This is a genomic window from Amycolatopsis sp. NPDC049688 (assembly GCF_040674975.1).
Classification (GTDB): Bacteria; Actinomycetota; Actinomycetes; order Mycobacteriales; family Pseudonocardiaceae; genus Amycolatopsis.
On sequence record NZ_JBFANY010000015.1, the window covers coordinates 37,862 to 52,814 of the forward strand.

Sequence of the window (14,953 nt, forward strand, 5' to 3'; positions counted from 1 at the left end):
CCGCGGCGAGGCGGGCCACCCTGAGGTGACCCGCCTGCCGCGGAGACCTACTTGCCGAAGCCGGCCCGCCGGAGCGCGTCCGCCATGGACCCGCTAGCCGCGGCGTTCCCGCCGCGGTCCCGGCCACCACCACCGCCGCGACGGTCGCCGCCGCCCTGGCCGCCACGGCGCTGGCCGCCGCCGCCCTGGCCGCGGTCCCGGCGCTCGCCGCCGCGCGGGGAGCCCGCGCCCGGCTCGTCGTCCAGGCGCAGCGTCAGCGAGATGCGCTTGCGCGGCACGTCCACGTCCAGCACCTTCACCTTCACGATGTCCCCGGGCTTCACCACCTCGCGCGGGTCCTTCACGAAGTTCTTCGACAGCGCCGAAACGTGGGCCAGCCCGTCCTGGTGCACGCCCACGTCGATGAACGCGCCGAACGCCGCCACGTTCGTGACGACACCCTCCAGGCGCATGCCCGGCTTGAGGTCGGAGATCTTGTCCACGCCCTCGGCGAACGTCGCCGTCTTGAACGCCGGGCGGGGGTCGCGGCCCGGCTTGTCCAGCTCCGACAGGATGTCCGTCACCGTCGGGAGACCGAACTGCTCGTCCACGAACTCGGCCGGGCGCAGCGAGGACAACGTCCGCGTGTTACCGATCAGCGACCGGATGTCGGTGCCGGTCTTGGACAGGATCCGCCGGACCACCGGGTACGCCTCCGGGTGGACCGCCGACGAGTCGAGCGGGTCGTCGCCGTCCGGGATGCGGAGGAAGCCCGCGCACTGCTCGAACGCCTTCGGGCCGAGCCGCGCGACCTCCTTCAGCGCCGTCCGGGAGCGGAACGGGCCGTTCGTGTCGCGGTGGGCCACGATGTTCTCGGCCAGGCCCGTCGTGATGCCCGAAACCCGGGTCAGCAGCGGCGCCGACGCCGTGTTGACGTCCACGCCGACCGCGTTCACGCAGTCCTCGACCACCGCGTCGAGCGAGCGCGACAGCGAAACCTCGGACAGGTCGTGCTGGTACTGCCCGACGCCGATCGACTTCGGGTCGATCTTCACCAGCTCGGCCAGCGGGTCCTGCAGCCGCCGGGCGATCGAGACCGCGCCACGCAGCGAGACGTCCATGTTCGGCAGTTCCTGCGACGCGAACGCCGACGCCGAGTACACCGAAGCGCCCGCCTCGGAGACCACGGCCTTCGTCAGCTTCAGTTCCGGGTGCTTCTTGATCAGCTCGATGGCGAGCTTGTCGGTCTCGCGCGACGCCGTCCCGTTGCCGATCGAGATCAGTTCCACCCGGTGCCGCGCGCACAGGGCCGCGAGTTCGGCGATCGACTGGTCCCACTTGTTGGCCGGCTGGTGCGGGTAGATGACGTGCGTGTCGACGACCTTGCCCGTCGCGTCCACGACGGCCACCTTGACGCCGGTCCGGAAGCCCGGGTCGAGGCCCATGGTGGCGCGGGTGCCGGCCGGGGCGGCCAGCAGCAGGTCGCGCAGGTTCGACGCGAACACGCGGACGGCGTCGTCCTCGGCCGCCTGGCGCAGCCGCATCCGCAGGTCGATGCCCAGGTGCAGGAGGATCTTCGTGCGCCACGCCCAGCGCACGGTGTCGCCGAGCCACTTGTCGGCCGGCCGGCCCTGCTGGGTGATCCCGAACTTGGCCGCGATGCGCTGCTCGTACTCGGTCGGGCCGACCTGCGGCTCGTCGCTCGGCTCGTCCGGCGCCATCGTCAGGTCGAGGACCTCCTCCTTCTCGCCGCGCAGCATCGCGAGGATCCGGTGCGAGGGGAGCTTGGTGTAGGGCTCGGAGAAGTCGAAGTAGTCGGAGAACTTCGCGCCTTCCTCCTCCTTGCCGGCGCGGACCTTGGCGACCAGGTGGCCCTGGCCCCACATCTTCTCCCGCAGGTCGCCGATGAGGTCGGCGTCCTCGGCGAAGCGCTCGACGAGGATCGCGCGGGCGCCGTCGAGGGCGGCCTGCGCGTCCGCGACGCCCTTGTCCGCGTCGACGAACACCGCCGCGGCGGCCTGCGGGTCGGTGCTGGGGTCGTTCAGCAGGCCGTCGGCCAGCGGCTCGAGACCCGCTTCGCGCGCGATCATGGCCTTCGTGCGGCGCTTCGGCTTGAACGGGAGGTAGATGTCCTCCAGCCGCGACTTCGTGTCCGCGGCGAGGATGGACGCCTCCAGGGCCTCGTCGAGCTTGCCCTGGCTGCGGATGGACTCGAGCACGGCGAGCCGGCGCTCGTCGAGTTCCCGCAGGTAGCGCAGCCGCTCTTCGAGCGTGCGCAGCTGCGCGTCGTCGAGCATGCCGGTGACTTCCTTGCGGTAGCGGGCGATGAACGGCACGGTCGAGCCGCCGTCGAGCAGCTCGACGGCGGCCTTGACCTGTCCTTCGCGCACGCCCAGTTCTTCGGCGATCTTCTGCTCGACCGACACGCTCACTGCAACACGCTCCTGCTTCGCCTGGATCCGATCGTCACATTCTGCCGTTTCCGGCACCCCGACTTTCGGATGGGGTTCCTTGACAATCAGATTGGTCTAGTCCATTTTGTGGTGACCTGCCTCACCCGTGTCGTGGAGGTTCGCCCGTGGTCCCCAAGGCCCGCTTCGCCCTGCTTTTCTTGCTCTCCGTGGTCACGCTGTGTCTCGGCGTGACGTTCGTGCTCGCCGGCAGCGCTTCGGCGGCCAACATCCTGGCCAACCCCGGCTTCGAAGCCGGCACCTCCGGCTGGACGTGCACCGGCACGGCGGCCGCGGTGAGCTCGCCGGTGCACGGCGGCAGCCGGGCCCTGAGCGCGACGCCGTCTTCGTCGGACAACGCCCAGTGCTCGCAGACGCTCACCGTCTCGGCGAACACGGCGTACAAGCTGTCCGGCTGGGTCCAGGGCAGCTACGTCTACCTCGGCGTCTCCGGTTCGGCGACGGCCAGCACGTGGACCCCGGGCACCAGTGGCTACCAGCAGCTGTCGCTGAGTTTCACGACCGGCTCGAGCACGTCGCTGACGGTGTACCTGCACGGCTGGTACGGCCAGCCGGGGTACTACGCCGACGACATCAGCCTCGACGGCCCGGGGACCCCGCCCACCACGACGCCGACCACGCCGACCACACCGACCACACCGACCACACCGCCCACCACGACCACCCCGCCGACGACGACCACCACGACGCCGCCCACGCAGGGTGACCTGCCGAAGCACGTCCTGACCGGCTACTGGCAGAACTTCTACAACGGCGCCAAGGCGCTGAAGCTGGCCGACGTGCCGACGAAGTACAACATCATCGCGGTGTCCTTCGCGGACGCGACGGGCACGCCCGGCGCGGTGAGCTTCACGCTCGACTCGGGCCTGTCTTCGCAGCTCGGCGGCTACACGGACGCCCAGTTCAAGGCCGACGTCAAGACGGTGCAGGCCCGCGGCCAGAAGGTGATCATCTCGGTCGGCGGCCAGAACGGCACGATCAGCGTCAGCGACTCGAACTCGGCGAACAACTTCGCGAACTCGATCAAGTCGCTGATCTCGAACTACGGCTTCGACGGCGTCGACATCGACCTGGAGAACGGCATCAACGCCACGTACATGGGCCAGGCGCTGCGCAGCATCTACAACGGCGGCGGCAAGGTCATCACGATGGCGCCGCAGACGATCGACATGCAGTCCACGGCGGGCGGCTACTTCCAGCTGGCGCTGAACATCAAGGACATCCTGACGATCGTCAACATGCAGTACTACAACTCCGGTTCGATGAACGGCTGCAACGGCAACGTGTACTCGCAGGGCACGGTCGACTTCCTGACGGCGCTGGCCTGCATCCAGCTGCAGGGCGGCCTGCGAGCGGACCAGGTCGGCCTGGGCCTCCCGGCCTCCCCCCAGGCGGCGGGCGGCGGCTACCAGGCCCCGGCGAACACGGTGTCGGCGCTGAACTGCCTGGCCCGCGGCACGTCGTGCGGTTCCTTCAAGCCGTCGGCGACGTACCCGTCGATCCGCGGCGCGATGACGTGGTCGATCAACTGGGACGCGTCGCAGGGGTACGCGTTCGCCAACACGGTGTCGGCGGGCCTCGCGGGCCTGCCGTGACCGTGGGTTGAGACGGCCCTCCCGGACGGCGCGGTCCGGGAGGGCCGTTTCACGCCAGTGTTCCGGCTGTACCTCGCGGTTGACTTCGGCGGTACTCGATAGCAAGGTCGTGTCCCGTCGGACCTCGGCGGGGAGGGCGCATGCATCAAGTGGCGACCGAGCTGGGAATATGTGTGGCCTTGGCTATTCTCTTCTCGCTTGTCAACATTCTTGTCTTCTTGAGTTTGCGTAGATTGTTGTTCGCGTTCTTCGCGAAGAAGAAGTATCGGTCGGACTTGCACGGTACTGCGCTCGGGGGTGGGGCCGCCGAGATCGCCGTGGTGACGTGGGTCCTGGTGGCGTCGGTGTTTGCGAGCATGGTTGTTGTGCTCGTCGGCGGCTCGGTGGGGCAGTCAACCGGATCGCCGGTCGCTGGTTGTGTCGTCGCAGTTGTCGTTTTGCTTTCCTATGGGCTGCTCGTCATGGTGATGTGGGCTCAGGTGGAACAGGCTGTGATTGGGGCGGAAAACGGCGAGTGGGAGGACGCCTTCATGGCGCCGCCGCGTCCGGTGGTGATCTTGCTCGCCGACAAGTTCTTCAGGTGCTGGTGCTTGCGTGCGTCGGTACTGCTCGGCTCCTTCGAAGCCGCATTGATCAGATTCTTTGTAGTGAGTGATCCTCGTGCGCCCGTCTCCGAAGCGATGTCTTTCTGGCTTTCGATAACCGTGTTCGCCTCGATCGCTCTCGTTAAATACGCAGTAACGGTATCCTGGCGGGTTCATTCCTATCGGAAGTTCGAGCTGTTCGTCATGGAGAAAGCAATCGAAGGTGCGATGCGGGCCGGCTTTGAAGAGCTGGACAGGCTTCGAAGGTTGCGAAAGCCTGAATCTCGTCATATTCACGGCAATCAGGAGTCATTTTCCTATGCGCTCTTCCGTCCGGGCGATTGGAGGGGTGAGGCTCATGCTCGGGCGTCCAGAGTTGCGCAGGTCCTGGTTCGCTGCTCCCGCAGATTCGACCGCCGGTTCCCTAAAGGGCAGTCGATGAAGATCGAACTCGCGGGCAGGATGCTCGCTGCTCAATTATTGGAAAACGTCGTGCAGTCGATGGAGCGCCAGGAACTGGTCATGAGAAAATTCCTGCCGTATGCGGCAGCTCTGCTCTGGCATCGCGACCCTGTCTGCGTCTCTGAAGAGATCCATTCGAGGTTCGCCGCCGACTCGGTCGACGTCGACTTCGCCAGTCTCAGTTTTCGAGGCGCAATTGAAGTGTTCAACGATTCGGTTCGCATAACGGGGCCATTGCTCAAGTTCTTCGGCATTCTTGCCGTCATCGCGATCACGGTGTCGGCTGGAAATTTTTCTGGGTTGGTCGAGTTCGTCAAGAAGTTGCTGGGAGGGTGATGTTCAGCGGGGCGTCAACGGCAGCCGCAGGGCGCCCGGGGCGTCCGACGGGACCACCGGGTTCTTCGGCGCCACCGCCCTCACCCGCCGGTACCCGGCGCCCAACGGCGGGCGGGGGTCCTCCTCGCCGCGGTTCGGCCAGAACGCCATGGCCCGCTCCGCCTGGGCCGTGATCGTCAACGACGGGTTCACACCCAGGTTCGCCGAGATCGCCGACCCGTCCACCACGTGCAGCCCCGGGTAGCCGTACAGCCGCTGGTACGGGTCCACGACCCCCGAAGAAGGCGAATCGCCGATCGCGCAGCCGCCGATGAAGTGGCCCGTGATCGGGATGTTCGCCAGGTCCGTCCACGCCCCCTGGGGCAGCCCGCCGATCTTCTCCGCGACCCGGCGCGTCACCTCGTGGCCCGCCGGGATCCACGAGGGTGACGGCGCTCCCGCACCCTGGCGGGTCGTCATGCGGCGGCCGAACAACCCGCGTTTCGTGTACGTCGTCACCGAATTGTCGAGGGTCTGCATCACCAGCAGCCCGATCATCCGCTCCGACCAGCGCCGCGGGTTGTGGATCCGCAGCAGGTCGCGCCGGGCGCGCCACAGCTCCCGCAGGCCCAGCACCCAGCGGCGGCGGCCCGGCGAGCCGTCCACCAGCACCGTCGCCAGCAGGCCCATCAGGTTGCTGCCGCGCCCGTACCGCACCGGCTCCACGTGCGTCACCGCGTCCGGGTGGATCGACGACGTGATCGCGACGCCCCGCGAGTAGTCCGGGCCGGCCCGCAGCGACCGGGCCGCCAGCGCCGCCTCCGAATTCGTGCGGGCCAGGAGCCCGAGCCGCGGGGACACGTGCGGCAGCGTTCCGGTGTCCCGCATCCGGTGCAGCAGGCGCTGGGTCCCCAGCGCGGCCGCGGAGAACACCACCTGCGACGCCGTGAACGTCCGGCGGGAGAAACCGCCGGTGCGCCGCGTGTCCACCGCGTACCCGCCGTCGATCGGCCGCACCGTCACCGCCGTCGTCAGCGGGTGCACCACCGCGCCCGCCCGCTCGGCCAGGTACAGGTAGTTCTTGACCGTCGTGTTCTTCGCCCCGACCCGGCACCCGGTCATGCACTCGCCGCACAGCGTGCAGGCGGACCGCGACGGACCGGCGCCGCCGAAGAACGGGTCCACTCCGGACTGTCCGAAATAGACGCCGACGGGCGTGCGCCGGTACGTGTGCCCGATGCCCATGTCCTCGGCCACGTCCTTCAGCACCCGGTCCGCAGCCGTCGTCGCCGGGTTTTCCACCACGCCGAGCATCCGCTTCGCCTGGTCGTAGTACGGCGCCAGCTCGGCCTTCCAGTCCGTGATGTGCGCCCACTGCGGGTCGGCGTAGAAGCCGTCCGGCGGTTCGTACAGCGTGTTCGCGTACACCAGCGAACCCCCGCCGACCCCGGAGCCGCTCATCACGAACGTGTTCTTCAGAAGTGTGAGCCGCTGGATGCCGAAGCAGCCCAGCGCGGGTGCCCACAGGTACTTCCGCACCCGCCACGACGTCTTCGCGAACTCGTCGTCGGCGAACCGGCGGCCGGTCTCCAGCACGCCGACGCGGTAGCCCTTCTCGGTCAGCCGCAGCGCCGTGACGCTGCCGCCGAAGCCAGACCCGATCACCAGGACGTCGTAGTCCATCACGCCACCACCCGGTAGTCCGCGACGTCGAGCCGCCGCGTCCGCCGGTCGTACTCGGTGACCAGGCCGGGCCAGTTGGTCGTCACCCGGCCGTCGGCCTGGCGGTACCAGCTGGTGCAGGCGCTCCACACGCTGTGGCCCAGCCGCCGCTGCACCTCCCGGTCGTACCGCTGCTCGACGTCGGACCGGACGTCCAGGTAGGACACCCCGGGCCGGGCGAGCTGCTCCACCGCCTGCCGGATGTACCGCGCCTGGCGCTCGATCATGTAGATGATGGATCCGGCGCCGAGGTTCGTGTTCGGCCCGTAGACGCAGAACAGGTTCGGGAAGCCGGGCACGGTCATGCCCAGGTACGCCCGCGCGCCGCCGGACCACTCCTCCTGCAGCGACCGCCCGCCGAGGCCGCGCACGTCCATCCGGTGGAGGAACTCCGTCGCGGCGAACCCGGTGCCGTAGATCAGCACGTCCGCCTCGATCTCGGTGCCGTCCTCGACCCGCACGCCCTTCTCGGTGATCTCGCGGATCCGCCGCGTCTCGACGTCGACGTCCGGCTGGGCCAGCGCGGGCAGGTACTCGTTGGTGAACAGGATCCGCTTGCACCCCAGGGGATAGGCCGGCGTCAGTTTCGCGCGCAGCTCGCGGTCCTTGATGTGGCGGCGGCGCAGCTGCGCGGTCCGCAGCTCGAACATCTTCGCCAGAACCGGGTGGCGCGTCATCGCGTAGGTGGCGTACTCGGCGAGCAGGAAGATCCGCAGCCGGCCCAGCAGCTGCGTGGGCGGCAGGTGCTCGAACAGCCAGTGCTGCCACCGCCGGTAGCTCGGATCGGACTTCGCCATGACGTACGGCGGCGTGCGCTGGAAGACGGTGACGTGCTGCGCCCGTTTCCGCAGCTCGGGCACGAACTGCACGGCGCTGGCCCCGGTCCCGATGACGGCGACGCGCTTCCCGGTCAGCTCGACACCGTGGTCCCACCGCGCGGAGTGGAACGCGTCCCCGGCGAAGCTTTCCCGGTTCGGGATGTCCGGCAGCACCGGCCGCGACAGCTGCCCGACGGCGGGCACGAAGACGTTCGCCTCGAACGTCTCCCCGCCCTTCGTTTCGACGCGCCAGAGGCCGCGTTCTTCGTCGAAGGCGGCTCCGGTGACCTCGGTGCGGTACTGGATGTGCGGCTCGAGGCCGTGCTTGGCGATGACGGCCCGCAGGTAGGCGAGGATGTCCGGCTGGTGCGAGAACCGCTTCGGCCAGCGCGGGTTCGGCTCGTACGAGAAGGAGTAGAGCGGCGAGGGGATGTCACAGGCCGCGCCCGGGTAGGTGTTGTCCCGCCAGACCCCGCCGGGTTCGGCGGCGCTCTCCAGGATCGTGAAGTCGGTGAACCCCGCGCGCTTCAGCTCGATGGCCGTTCCGATGCCGCCGAATCCGGTGCCCACGATCAGCACCGATGGCCCGTTCGCCGCACTGCTCATGCGGGAAAAGCTACGCACCGGACGCCTGTGACAACAGGCCACGAGCGGTCACACAATCGAGAATTCCGGCCAGGGTCACCCCGGCGGGTGGAGGCGCACCTCGTGCGTCGCCGACCCCGGCTCGGCCCACCGCACGAGCTCTCCCGCCGACTTCTCCAACGCCGCCGAAGCCCGTTTCGGCAGCTTCTCGAACGGCGACAGCGCGATCACCGCCGCCTTCCGCGTCGCCTGGATCTCCCAGAAGCCGCGTACCTGCCCGTCGACCAGCAGTGTGCCCTTGACCAGGCCGTTCTGTGTGATCACCCGCTTGCGGTAGGCGTCGGTGACGACCCGCGTCCGGTCCGCGTACGAAAGGATCGTCTGGTCGAACGGCCCCAGCAGCCGCGGCGGGGCCGGGACGTCCTCGTCCGGCACCGTCAGCTCGGGCAGGTCGAGCAGTTCGCGGCCGTCCGGATCGCGGTAGCGCCGCAGGTCCATCGAAGCGGCCACCTCACCCAGCCGCGTGATGCCCGCCCACGTCTGGACGTCCGCCACCGTGGCCGGGCCGAAGGCGCGCAGGTACCGCGAGATCAGCGAAGCAGGCGAAGGCGGCGGCAGGGGAGCACCCACCCATTCGTCCAGGCACGCGTACGTCGTCTGGCCGGCCTTGCCCCAGATCGCCCGGGGCGGGGTCTGCACCAGCGGCAGCCGGCCCCGGGCCAGGTGCGTCAGGGAAGACGGCGGGGCGTCCCAGGTCTTCGCCAGCTCGGCACCCAGCACCGTGCTCGGCAAAGCCGACGCCGTCAGCAGCTCGCGGGCCGCCTTGGCCACCTCGTCGTGGTCGAGCCCGGCCAGCGCGGCGGCGTGCTGGGTGTTCTGCCTGAGGTCGCGGTCGTAGAGCGGCTGGACGACCGGCCGCCACGCCAGCGCGTCCGCCGCCGTCACCAGGTGGACCGTGCCGCGCATCAGGGCGATCCGGACCACGCGACGGCTTTCCAGGAGCTCGGCCAGCTCCGAGGGCTGGAACCCGTCCAGTCGCGACCACAGCCCGAAGTACGGCGGGAACGGCGCCTGCGCCTGGAGCCCGGCCAGGTGCTCCACGGCGTCGAACGCGGACAGCTTCGCCCGGCTCAGCAGCAGCTGGCGGTCGAGGGTCGCGCGGTTGAGCGCGCGCCGGCTCAAGGTCTCCACGTCGTCACCCTAACGATCACCCCGGACAGTTCCGGTCCTCGATTGGACACTCTCTCCGCCGGTGATCCATGATTCCGGCCATGGCCGAGCTCGCCGCGCCCGCCGTCGGGGACTGGGACTTCCCGCGCGGCACCGCGAGCATCGAGCTGATGACCCGGTTCGCCGCCGGACGCGGCCTGCCGGCCGGGAAACTCCTGGCCGCGACCACGCTCACGCCGGAGCTGCTCGCCGACCCGGCCGTCCAGGTCGACGCGCGCCAGGAGCTGGCCGTCGTGCGGGCGCTGGCCGCGCTGGACGGTTCGGACGCGGCCGCGCTGGAGCTCGGGCGCCGCTACCGCGTCACCACCTTCGGCATCTTCGGGTTCGCCTGCATCAGCAGCCCGACGCTGCGCGACGCGATGCTGCTCGCCCTCCGCTACTTCGACCTGAGCTTCGCGTTCTGCATCCCGCACGTCGTCCTCGGCGGCGACCGCCTGACGCTGGAGCTCGATGACAGCCGCGTGCCCGCCGACGTCGCCCGGTTCCTCGTGCTGCGCGACCTGGCCGCGATCTTCGCGGTCATGCGCGACCTGCTGCCCGAGATCGCGCTGGACGAGCTGACTTTCCGGCACGAAACGGCCACGCCGGAGCCGTACCTGGCCGTGTTCGGCGTGCGGCCCCGCTTCGGCGCCGACGCCTGTCGCGCCACGCTCGACCCGGAGCTGCTGACCCGGCCGCTGCCGCAGGCCAACGAGCAGACCGTCGCCCTGTGCGCCGCGCAGTGCGAAGCCCTGGTCACCCGCCGCCGGCAGCGGTCGGGCATCTCGCAGCAGGTGCGGGAACGCCTGGTCCGGCTCGGCGGGGTCGACGCCGGGATGGACGAGATCGCCCGCCAGCTGACGCTCAGCACGCGCACCCTGCGCCGCCGCCTGACCGAAGCCGGGACGAGCTACCGGGCGCTGGTCGACGAGGTCCGCCAGACGCTCGCCGAAGAGCTCCTGGACACCGGCGTGCTGTCGGTCGAGGACGTCGCCTACCGCCTCGGGTACGCCGAGGCGTCGAGCTTCATCCACGCGTTCAAGCGCTGGACCGGGATGACGCCGGCGGCGTTCGCCCGTCGCTTCCGCGCCGCTCGGCAAGCACCGCCGGGTAGGTCAGCTTCAGCAGGTTGAGCAGCGAATCGGTGAGGAAGGTGCGCAGGGCCGCGCGGTCCAGAGCGCCGCGGATCAGCCACTCGCGTGACGCGGCGCGCAGCATCCCGCCGAACGACCGGATCATCGCGCGCAGCTCTTCACGGCCCTCGGTCACGCCGGTCATCAGCGCGGCCTCCAGGACCCGGTCGGCCGCGATTTCGTCGGCCTCGCGCATGATCCGCTCGATTTCGGGGTCGCGCCCGGCGGCCTCCGGCCCGATCACGGTCAGCCACGCGTCCCGGTTGCGGTCGACGACCTCGATCCACCGTTCGACGCCGATCGCCAGCCGCTGCTCCATCGTGGTGTCCGGCAGCGCTTCGGTGACCGGTGCGGGCACGATCATCAGCTGCCGCACCACTTCCAGGTACAGCTCGCGCTTGCCGCCGAAGTAGTGGTTGATCAGCGGGCGCGCGACCCCGGCGGCCTCGGCGATGTCCGAAGTGGACACCGAGGCGTAGCTGCCCGCCCCGAACAGGTGCCGGGCGGCGGCGAGGATCTCGGCGCGCCGCTCGGCCGGTTCGAGCCGGCGGCGCCGGGGCCGGGTCCCACTCGTCATCCGCTCAGCCTCGCCGGGGACCGGCACGCTGTCAACAAGCAGTTGACCCGGTGTCAAAAGAGTGGCTCCGGTGGCGGGCGTGCGGTGTTTCGGGTCAACCTTTGTCGTTATGCAACCGGAACAACCGGCCGGTAACTTCCCGGCACCCGGATGCGACGAGACGGCAGGGACCCGCGACCGGGGCAGGAGCAGATGAACGAAGAAGACGCGCCGATCCGGCGGGCCGGACGCTGGGTGAGTGTCCGCCTGCAGCATCGTCACGTCAGTTTCGACGACGGCTTCGAAGCCGAAGAACCGTTGCCCGACGGCGACTGCGCCGACGAAGAGTCCCTGTCGTACTCGGGCATCGTGATCACCAGCTACGACCGCGGTGAGAAGGTGTCCGAGCGCTGGATCCCGCTGGGCGTCGACCCGTCCGAAGCGGACGACGAGCGGCTCATCGGCCAGCTGCGCGAGGCTCTGCTGTGGCAGGCGGGCCGGCCACCGCAGACCGCCGAGGAGTGACCCCCCGCTAGGGTGACGCCATGCTGCTCACGCGCCTCCTGGTCGTGGTGGCGCTGCTGGTTCCGGCCGCCTGCTCGACGGGCCGGGACGCGCCGGACACCTTCGCGTTCGTCTCGCCGGGCGGGCAGACGCACCTCTTCTACGAGCCCGCCCAGCGGAAACGGGTGGCCGACCTGGCGGGGCCCGACGTCACCGACCCGGCCCGGCAGGTCTCGCTGAGCGACTACACCGGGAAGGTCGTCCTGCTCGCCCTGTGGGGCGCGTGGTGCCCGCCGTGCCGCACCGAGGCGCACACGCTGAAGGACATCTCGGCGCGCGGGAAGAGCGAAGGCATCGAAGTCCTCGGGCTCAACGTGCGGGACAACCGCCAGTACGCCGCCGACTTCGTGCGGGACTCCGGGCTCACCTACCCGTCGATCCACGACGAGTCCGGCCGGATCGCGCTGCGGCTGCGGGGGATCCCGCTCGCGGCGGTGCCGATCTCCCTGGTCGTCGACCGGCAGCAGCGCGTGGCGGCGGTCCACATCGGAGAAGCCCTCGAAGAGGACCTCCGCCCGCTCCTCGACCGCGTCCGCGCCGAGTAAGCCCTCGTGAGTGAGAAACAGTGTTCTAACACTGTTTCTCACTCACGACCCGGTGCGCAGGCCCTCGAAGGCCACCTTGCACACCGCGTCCGCGACCTCGGCCGCCGACGAGCCCCGCCGCGGCCGGTACCACTCGATCAGGGAGTTGACCATGCCGAACACGAGCCGGGCCGTCACCGCCGGGTCGACGTCCGGGCGGACGTCCCCCTCCGCTTCGGCCTGCTTCACCAGGTCCGTCACCAGGCGGTCGAACTCGCGCCGCCGGGCCAGTGCCGCGCGTTCCACCTTCGTGTTGCCGCGCACCCGCAGCAGCAGCGTCACGAACGGCAGCCGGTCCGCCAGCACCAGCACGCTGCCGCGCACCAGGTGCTCCAGCCGGTCGATCGCCCGCCCGTCCAGCTGGGCTGTCTCGTCCGCGACTTCGAACAGCCCGTCCAGGGCGCGGTCGACGGCCAGCCGCAGCAGCTCCTCCTTGCTGGGCACGTGGTGGTAGATCGCCGACTTCGTGATGCCGAGCTTGCGGGAGAGGTCCTCCATGCTCGTGCCGTCGTAGCCGCGCTCGTTGAACAGCTTCACCGCCACCTGCAGCAGCGATTCGAGGTCGTAGCCGGGCCGTCCGCGCCGCGGCGTCGTCACGGCTTGTCCCGCTGGTCGACGATCCGCCGCATCTTGCCCATGGACCGCTCCAGGGTGTCCGGGTCGACGACGTCCACCGACACCGTCACGCCGACGCCGTCCTTCACGCCGCTGACGAGAGACGCGGCGGCCTCTTCCCGGGCGGCGGGAGAAGCGTCGTGGCGCGCCTCGACCCGCACGGTCAGGTGGTCGAGCCGCCCGCGCGTGGACCGGACGAGCTGGAAGTGCGGGCTCAGCCCGGCCGTCCGCAGCACGATCTCCTCGATCTGCGTCGGGAAGACGTTGACCCCGCGCAGGATGATCAGGTCGTCGGTGCGGCCGGTGACCTTGGCCATCCGCCGGAACGCCGGCCGGGCCGTCCCCGGCGACAACGCCGTCAGGTCCCGGGTGCGGTAGCGGATGATCGGCAGCGCCTGCTTGGTCAGCGACGTGAACACCAGTTCACCGGTCTCCCCGCCGCCCAGGACCGCCTCGGAGTACGGGTCGATCACCTCGGGGTAGAAGTGGTCCTCCCAGATGTGCAGGCCGTCCTTCGTCTCGACGCACTCCTGCGCGACACCCGGCCCCATCACCTCCGACAGCCCGTAGATGTCGACGGCGTCGAGCGCGAACCGCTCCTCGATCTCGGCGCGCATCTGCTCGGTCCACGGCTCGGCGCCGAAGATGCCGACCTTGAGCGAACTGGCCTTCGGGTCGACGCCCTGGCGCTCGAACTCGTCGAGCAGCGTGAGCATGTACGACGGCGTCACCATGATGACCTCGGGCCGGAAGTCGGTGATCAGCTGCACCTGCCGCGCGGTCATCCCGCCCGAGGCCGGGATCACCGTGCAGCCCAGCTTCTCCGCGCCGTAGTGCGCGCCGAGCCCGCCGGTGAACAGGCCGTATCCGTAGGCGACGTGCACCTTGTGCCCCGGACGTCCGCCCGCGGCGTGGATCGACCGGGCCATCACCGTCGCCCAGGTGTCGATGTCCTGCTCGGTGTACCCGACGACGGTGGCCTTGCCGGTGGTGCCGCTGGAGGCGTGGATGCGCCGGACCTCCTCCTGCGGCACGGCGAACATCCCGAACGGGTAGTTCTCGCGCAGGTCCTGCTTGGTGGTGAACGGGAACTTCGCCAGGTCGGCCAGTTCCTTGCAGTCGTCGGGGTGGACGCCGGCTTCGTCGAACTTGCGCGTGTAGGCGGGCACGTTCGCGTAGGCGTGCCGCAGTGTCCACTGCAGACGTTCCAGCTGGAGGGCGGCCAGCTCGTCCGCGCCGATGTCCGGCTCGATCATGGTCAGTCCCGTTTCGCGGAGAGGACGCGGCTGCGGCCGCGGAATTCGGCGACGACCTCGGGCCCGGCGGGGGTCTCCCGGTGCACGGTGACGTCGTAGATGCCGTTGCGGCCGTAGCGGGTGCGCTCGGTGGCCGTGGCGACGAGGTGGTCCCCGAGCCGGCCGGCCGCGACGAAGGAAATCTCGGCACCCGCAGCGACCGTGACCGGGCCGTGGGTGTTGCAGGCGCAGGCGAACGCCGTGTCGGCCAGCAGGAAGACGTACCCGCCGTGGGCGATGTCGTGGCCGTTGACCATCGCGCGCGTGATCGTCATGGTCGCGACGGCCCGGCCTTCGCTCGCTTCGACCAGCTCGATGCCCATCGCGCGCGACGCCTCGTCGGCGGCGAACATCGCGTGCGCGGCGTTGGTCATCAACCCTCCGTCCCCACCGACCGAATGGACGGTCACCTCGCGGTTTCGCACAGTAAAGGCAGTGGTCGGCACCGGTGTCAAGCGCCGGGACT

Annotated in this window: 13 protein-coding genes; 5 read left to right on the top strand and 8 right to left on the bottom strand. The window is 69.8% G+C overall.

The window, feature by feature from the left end:
* Positions 1–47: 47 nt before the first annotated feature.
* On the bottom strand, positions 48–2,411 hold the full coding sequence (locus tag AB0J55_RS34855) for a Tex family protein (RefSeq protein ID WP_364258468.1): 2,364 nt from the start codon (positions 2,409–2,411) through the stop codon (positions 48–50).
* A gap of 146 nt (positions 2,412–2,557) precedes the next feature.
* Here AB0J55_RS34855 and AB0J55_RS34860 point away from each other — a divergent pair, with 146 nt between their 5' ends.
* Both AB0J55_RS34860 and AB0J55_RS34865 read left to right on the top strand, forming a co-directional pair.
* Positions 2,558–4,045: a glycosyl hydrolase family 18 protein gene (locus AB0J55_RS34860; protein WP_364258471.1), complete on the top strand. Its 1,488-nt coding sequence runs from the start codon at positions 2,558–2,560 to the stop codon at positions 4,043–4,045.
* A gap of 140 nt (positions 4,046–4,185) precedes the next feature.
* The gene (locus AB0J55_RS34865; protein ID WP_364258474.1) at positions 4,186–5,427 is read left to right on the top strand and encodes a hypothetical protein; all 1,242 of its coding nucleotides are present in this window, start codon (positions 4,186–4,188) and stop codon (positions 5,425–5,427) included.
* A 3-nt stretch (positions 5,428–5,430) separates the two neighbouring features.
* Here the strand turns inward: AB0J55_RS34865 and AB0J55_RS34870 are convergent, their stop codons facing one another.
* The 3 genes from AB0J55_RS34870 to AB0J55_RS34880 form a co-directional block, all read right to left on the bottom strand.
* Entirely contained in the window at positions 5,431–7,089 is a 1,659-nt protein-coding gene (locus AB0J55_RS34870; protein WP_364258477.1) for a GMC family oxidoreductase, read from the bottom strand.
* On the bottom strand, positions 7,089–8,552 hold the full coding sequence (locus AB0J55_RS34875; protein WP_364258480.1) for an NAD(P)/FAD-dependent oxidoreductase: 1,464 nt from the start codon (positions 8,550–8,552) through the stop codon (positions 7,089–7,091). The genes AB0J55_RS34870 and AB0J55_RS34875 overlap by 1 nt, the downstream gene beginning before the upstream one ends.
* A 75-nt stretch (positions 8,553–8,627) precedes the next feature.
* Positions 8,628–9,722 carry a winged helix DNA-binding domain-containing protein gene (locus tag AB0J55_RS34880; RefSeq protein WP_364258483.1) on the bottom strand — a complete coding sequence of 365 codons (1,095 nt, stop codon included), beginning with the start codon at positions 9,720–9,722 and terminating at the stop codon, positions 8,628–8,630.
* 80 nt (positions 9,723–9,802) lie between these two features.
* Between AB0J55_RS34880 and AB0J55_RS34885 the strand changes: the two genes are divergently transcribed.
* Positions 9,803–10,873 (top strand): AraC family transcriptional regulator, encoded by a 1,071-nt coding sequence (locus tag AB0J55_RS34885; RefSeq protein ID WP_364258486.1) that lies wholly within the window; start codon positions 9,803–9,805, stop codon positions 10,871–10,873.
* Here AB0J55_RS34885 and AB0J55_RS34890 read toward each other — a convergent pair.
* The gene (locus tag AB0J55_RS34890; protein ID WP_364258488.1) at positions 10,779–11,450 is read right to left on the bottom strand and encodes a helix-turn-helix domain-containing protein; all 672 of its coding nucleotides are present in this window, start codon (positions 11,448–11,450) and stop codon (positions 10,779–10,781) included. The two genes, AB0J55_RS34885 and AB0J55_RS34890, sit on opposite strands and share 95 nt — an antisense overlap.
* Positions 11,451–11,642: 192 nt before the next feature.
* Between AB0J55_RS34890 and AB0J55_RS34895 the strand changes: the two genes are divergently transcribed.
* Together AB0J55_RS34895 and AB0J55_RS34900 are read left to right on the top strand one after the other, a co-directional pair.
* Positions 11,643–11,954, top strand: coding sequence for a hypothetical protein (locus AB0J55_RS34895; protein WP_364258491.1), 312 nt, complete (start codon positions 11,643–11,645; stop codon positions 11,952–11,954).
* A 20-nt stretch (positions 11,955–11,974) separates the two neighbouring features.
* Positions 11,975–12,538 (top strand): TlpA disulfide reductase family protein, encoded by a 564-nt coding sequence (locus tag AB0J55_RS34900; protein ID WP_364258494.1) that lies wholly within the window; start codon positions 11,975–11,977, stop codon positions 12,536–12,538.
* 42 nt (positions 12,539–12,580) lie between these two features.
* Here the strand turns inward: AB0J55_RS34900 and AB0J55_RS34905 are convergent, their stop codons facing one another.
* Genes AB0J55_RS34905 through paaI form a run of 3 tightly spaced genes read right to left on the bottom strand, consistent with a single transcriptional unit; the run spans position 12,581 to position 14,861 of the window.
* Positions 12,581–13,174 (bottom strand): TetR/AcrR family transcriptional regulator, encoded by a 594-nt coding sequence (locus tag AB0J55_RS34905; RefSeq protein WP_364258497.1) that lies wholly within the window; start codon positions 13,172–13,174, stop codon positions 12,581–12,583.
* Positions 13,171–14,448, bottom strand: coding sequence for a phenylacetate--CoA ligase PaaK (gene paaK / locus AB0J55_RS34910; RefSeq protein WP_364258500.1), 1,278 nt, complete (start codon positions 14,446–14,448; stop codon positions 13,171–13,173). The genes AB0J55_RS34905 and paaK overlap by 4 nt, the downstream gene beginning before the upstream one ends.
* Positions 14,449–14,450: 2 nt before the next feature.
* A complete protein-coding gene (gene paaI, locus AB0J55_RS34915; protein ID WP_364258502.1) occupies positions 14,451–14,861 on the bottom strand; it encodes a hydroxyphenylacetyl-CoA thioesterase PaaI in 411 nt (136 codons plus the stop codon).
* Positions 14,862–14,953 lie beyond the last annotated feature (92 nt).

Coding starts and splice junctions, on each gene's coding strand:
- AB0J55_RS34865 (WP_364258474.1), top strand. CDS start 4,186: ATGCATCAAGTGGCGACCGAGCTGGGAATATGTGTGGCCTTGGCTATT.
- AB0J55_RS34870 (WP_364258477.1), bottom strand. CDS start 7,089: ATGGACTACGACGTCCTGGTGATCGGGTCTGGCTTCGGCGGCAGCGTC.
- AB0J55_RS34875 (WP_364258480.1), bottom strand. CDS start 8,552: ATGAGCAGTGCGGCGAACGGGCCATCGGTGCTGATCGTGGGCACCGGA.
- AB0J55_RS34885 (WP_364258486.1), top strand. CDS start 9,803: ATGGCCGAGCTCGCCGCGCCCGCCGTCGGGGACTGGGACTTCCCGCGC.
- AB0J55_RS34890 (WP_364258488.1), bottom strand. CDS start 11,450: ATGACGAGTGGGACCCGGCCCCGGCGCCGCCGGCTCGAACCGGCCGAG.
- AB0J55_RS34895 (WP_364258491.1), top strand. CDS start 11,643: ATGAACGAAGAAGACGCGCCGATCCGGCGGGCCGGACGCTGGGTGAGT.
- AB0J55_RS34900 (WP_364258494.1), top strand. CDS start 11,975: ATGCTGCTCACGCGCCTCCTGGTCGTGGTGGCGCTGCTGGTTCCGGCC.
- paaK (WP_364258500.1), bottom strand. CDS start 14,448: ATGATCGAGCCGGACATCGGCGCGGACGAGCTGGCCGCCCTCCAGCTG.
- paaI (WP_364258502.1), bottom strand. CDS start 14,861: ATGACCAACGCCGCGCACGCGATGTTCGCCGCCGACGAGGCGTCGCGC.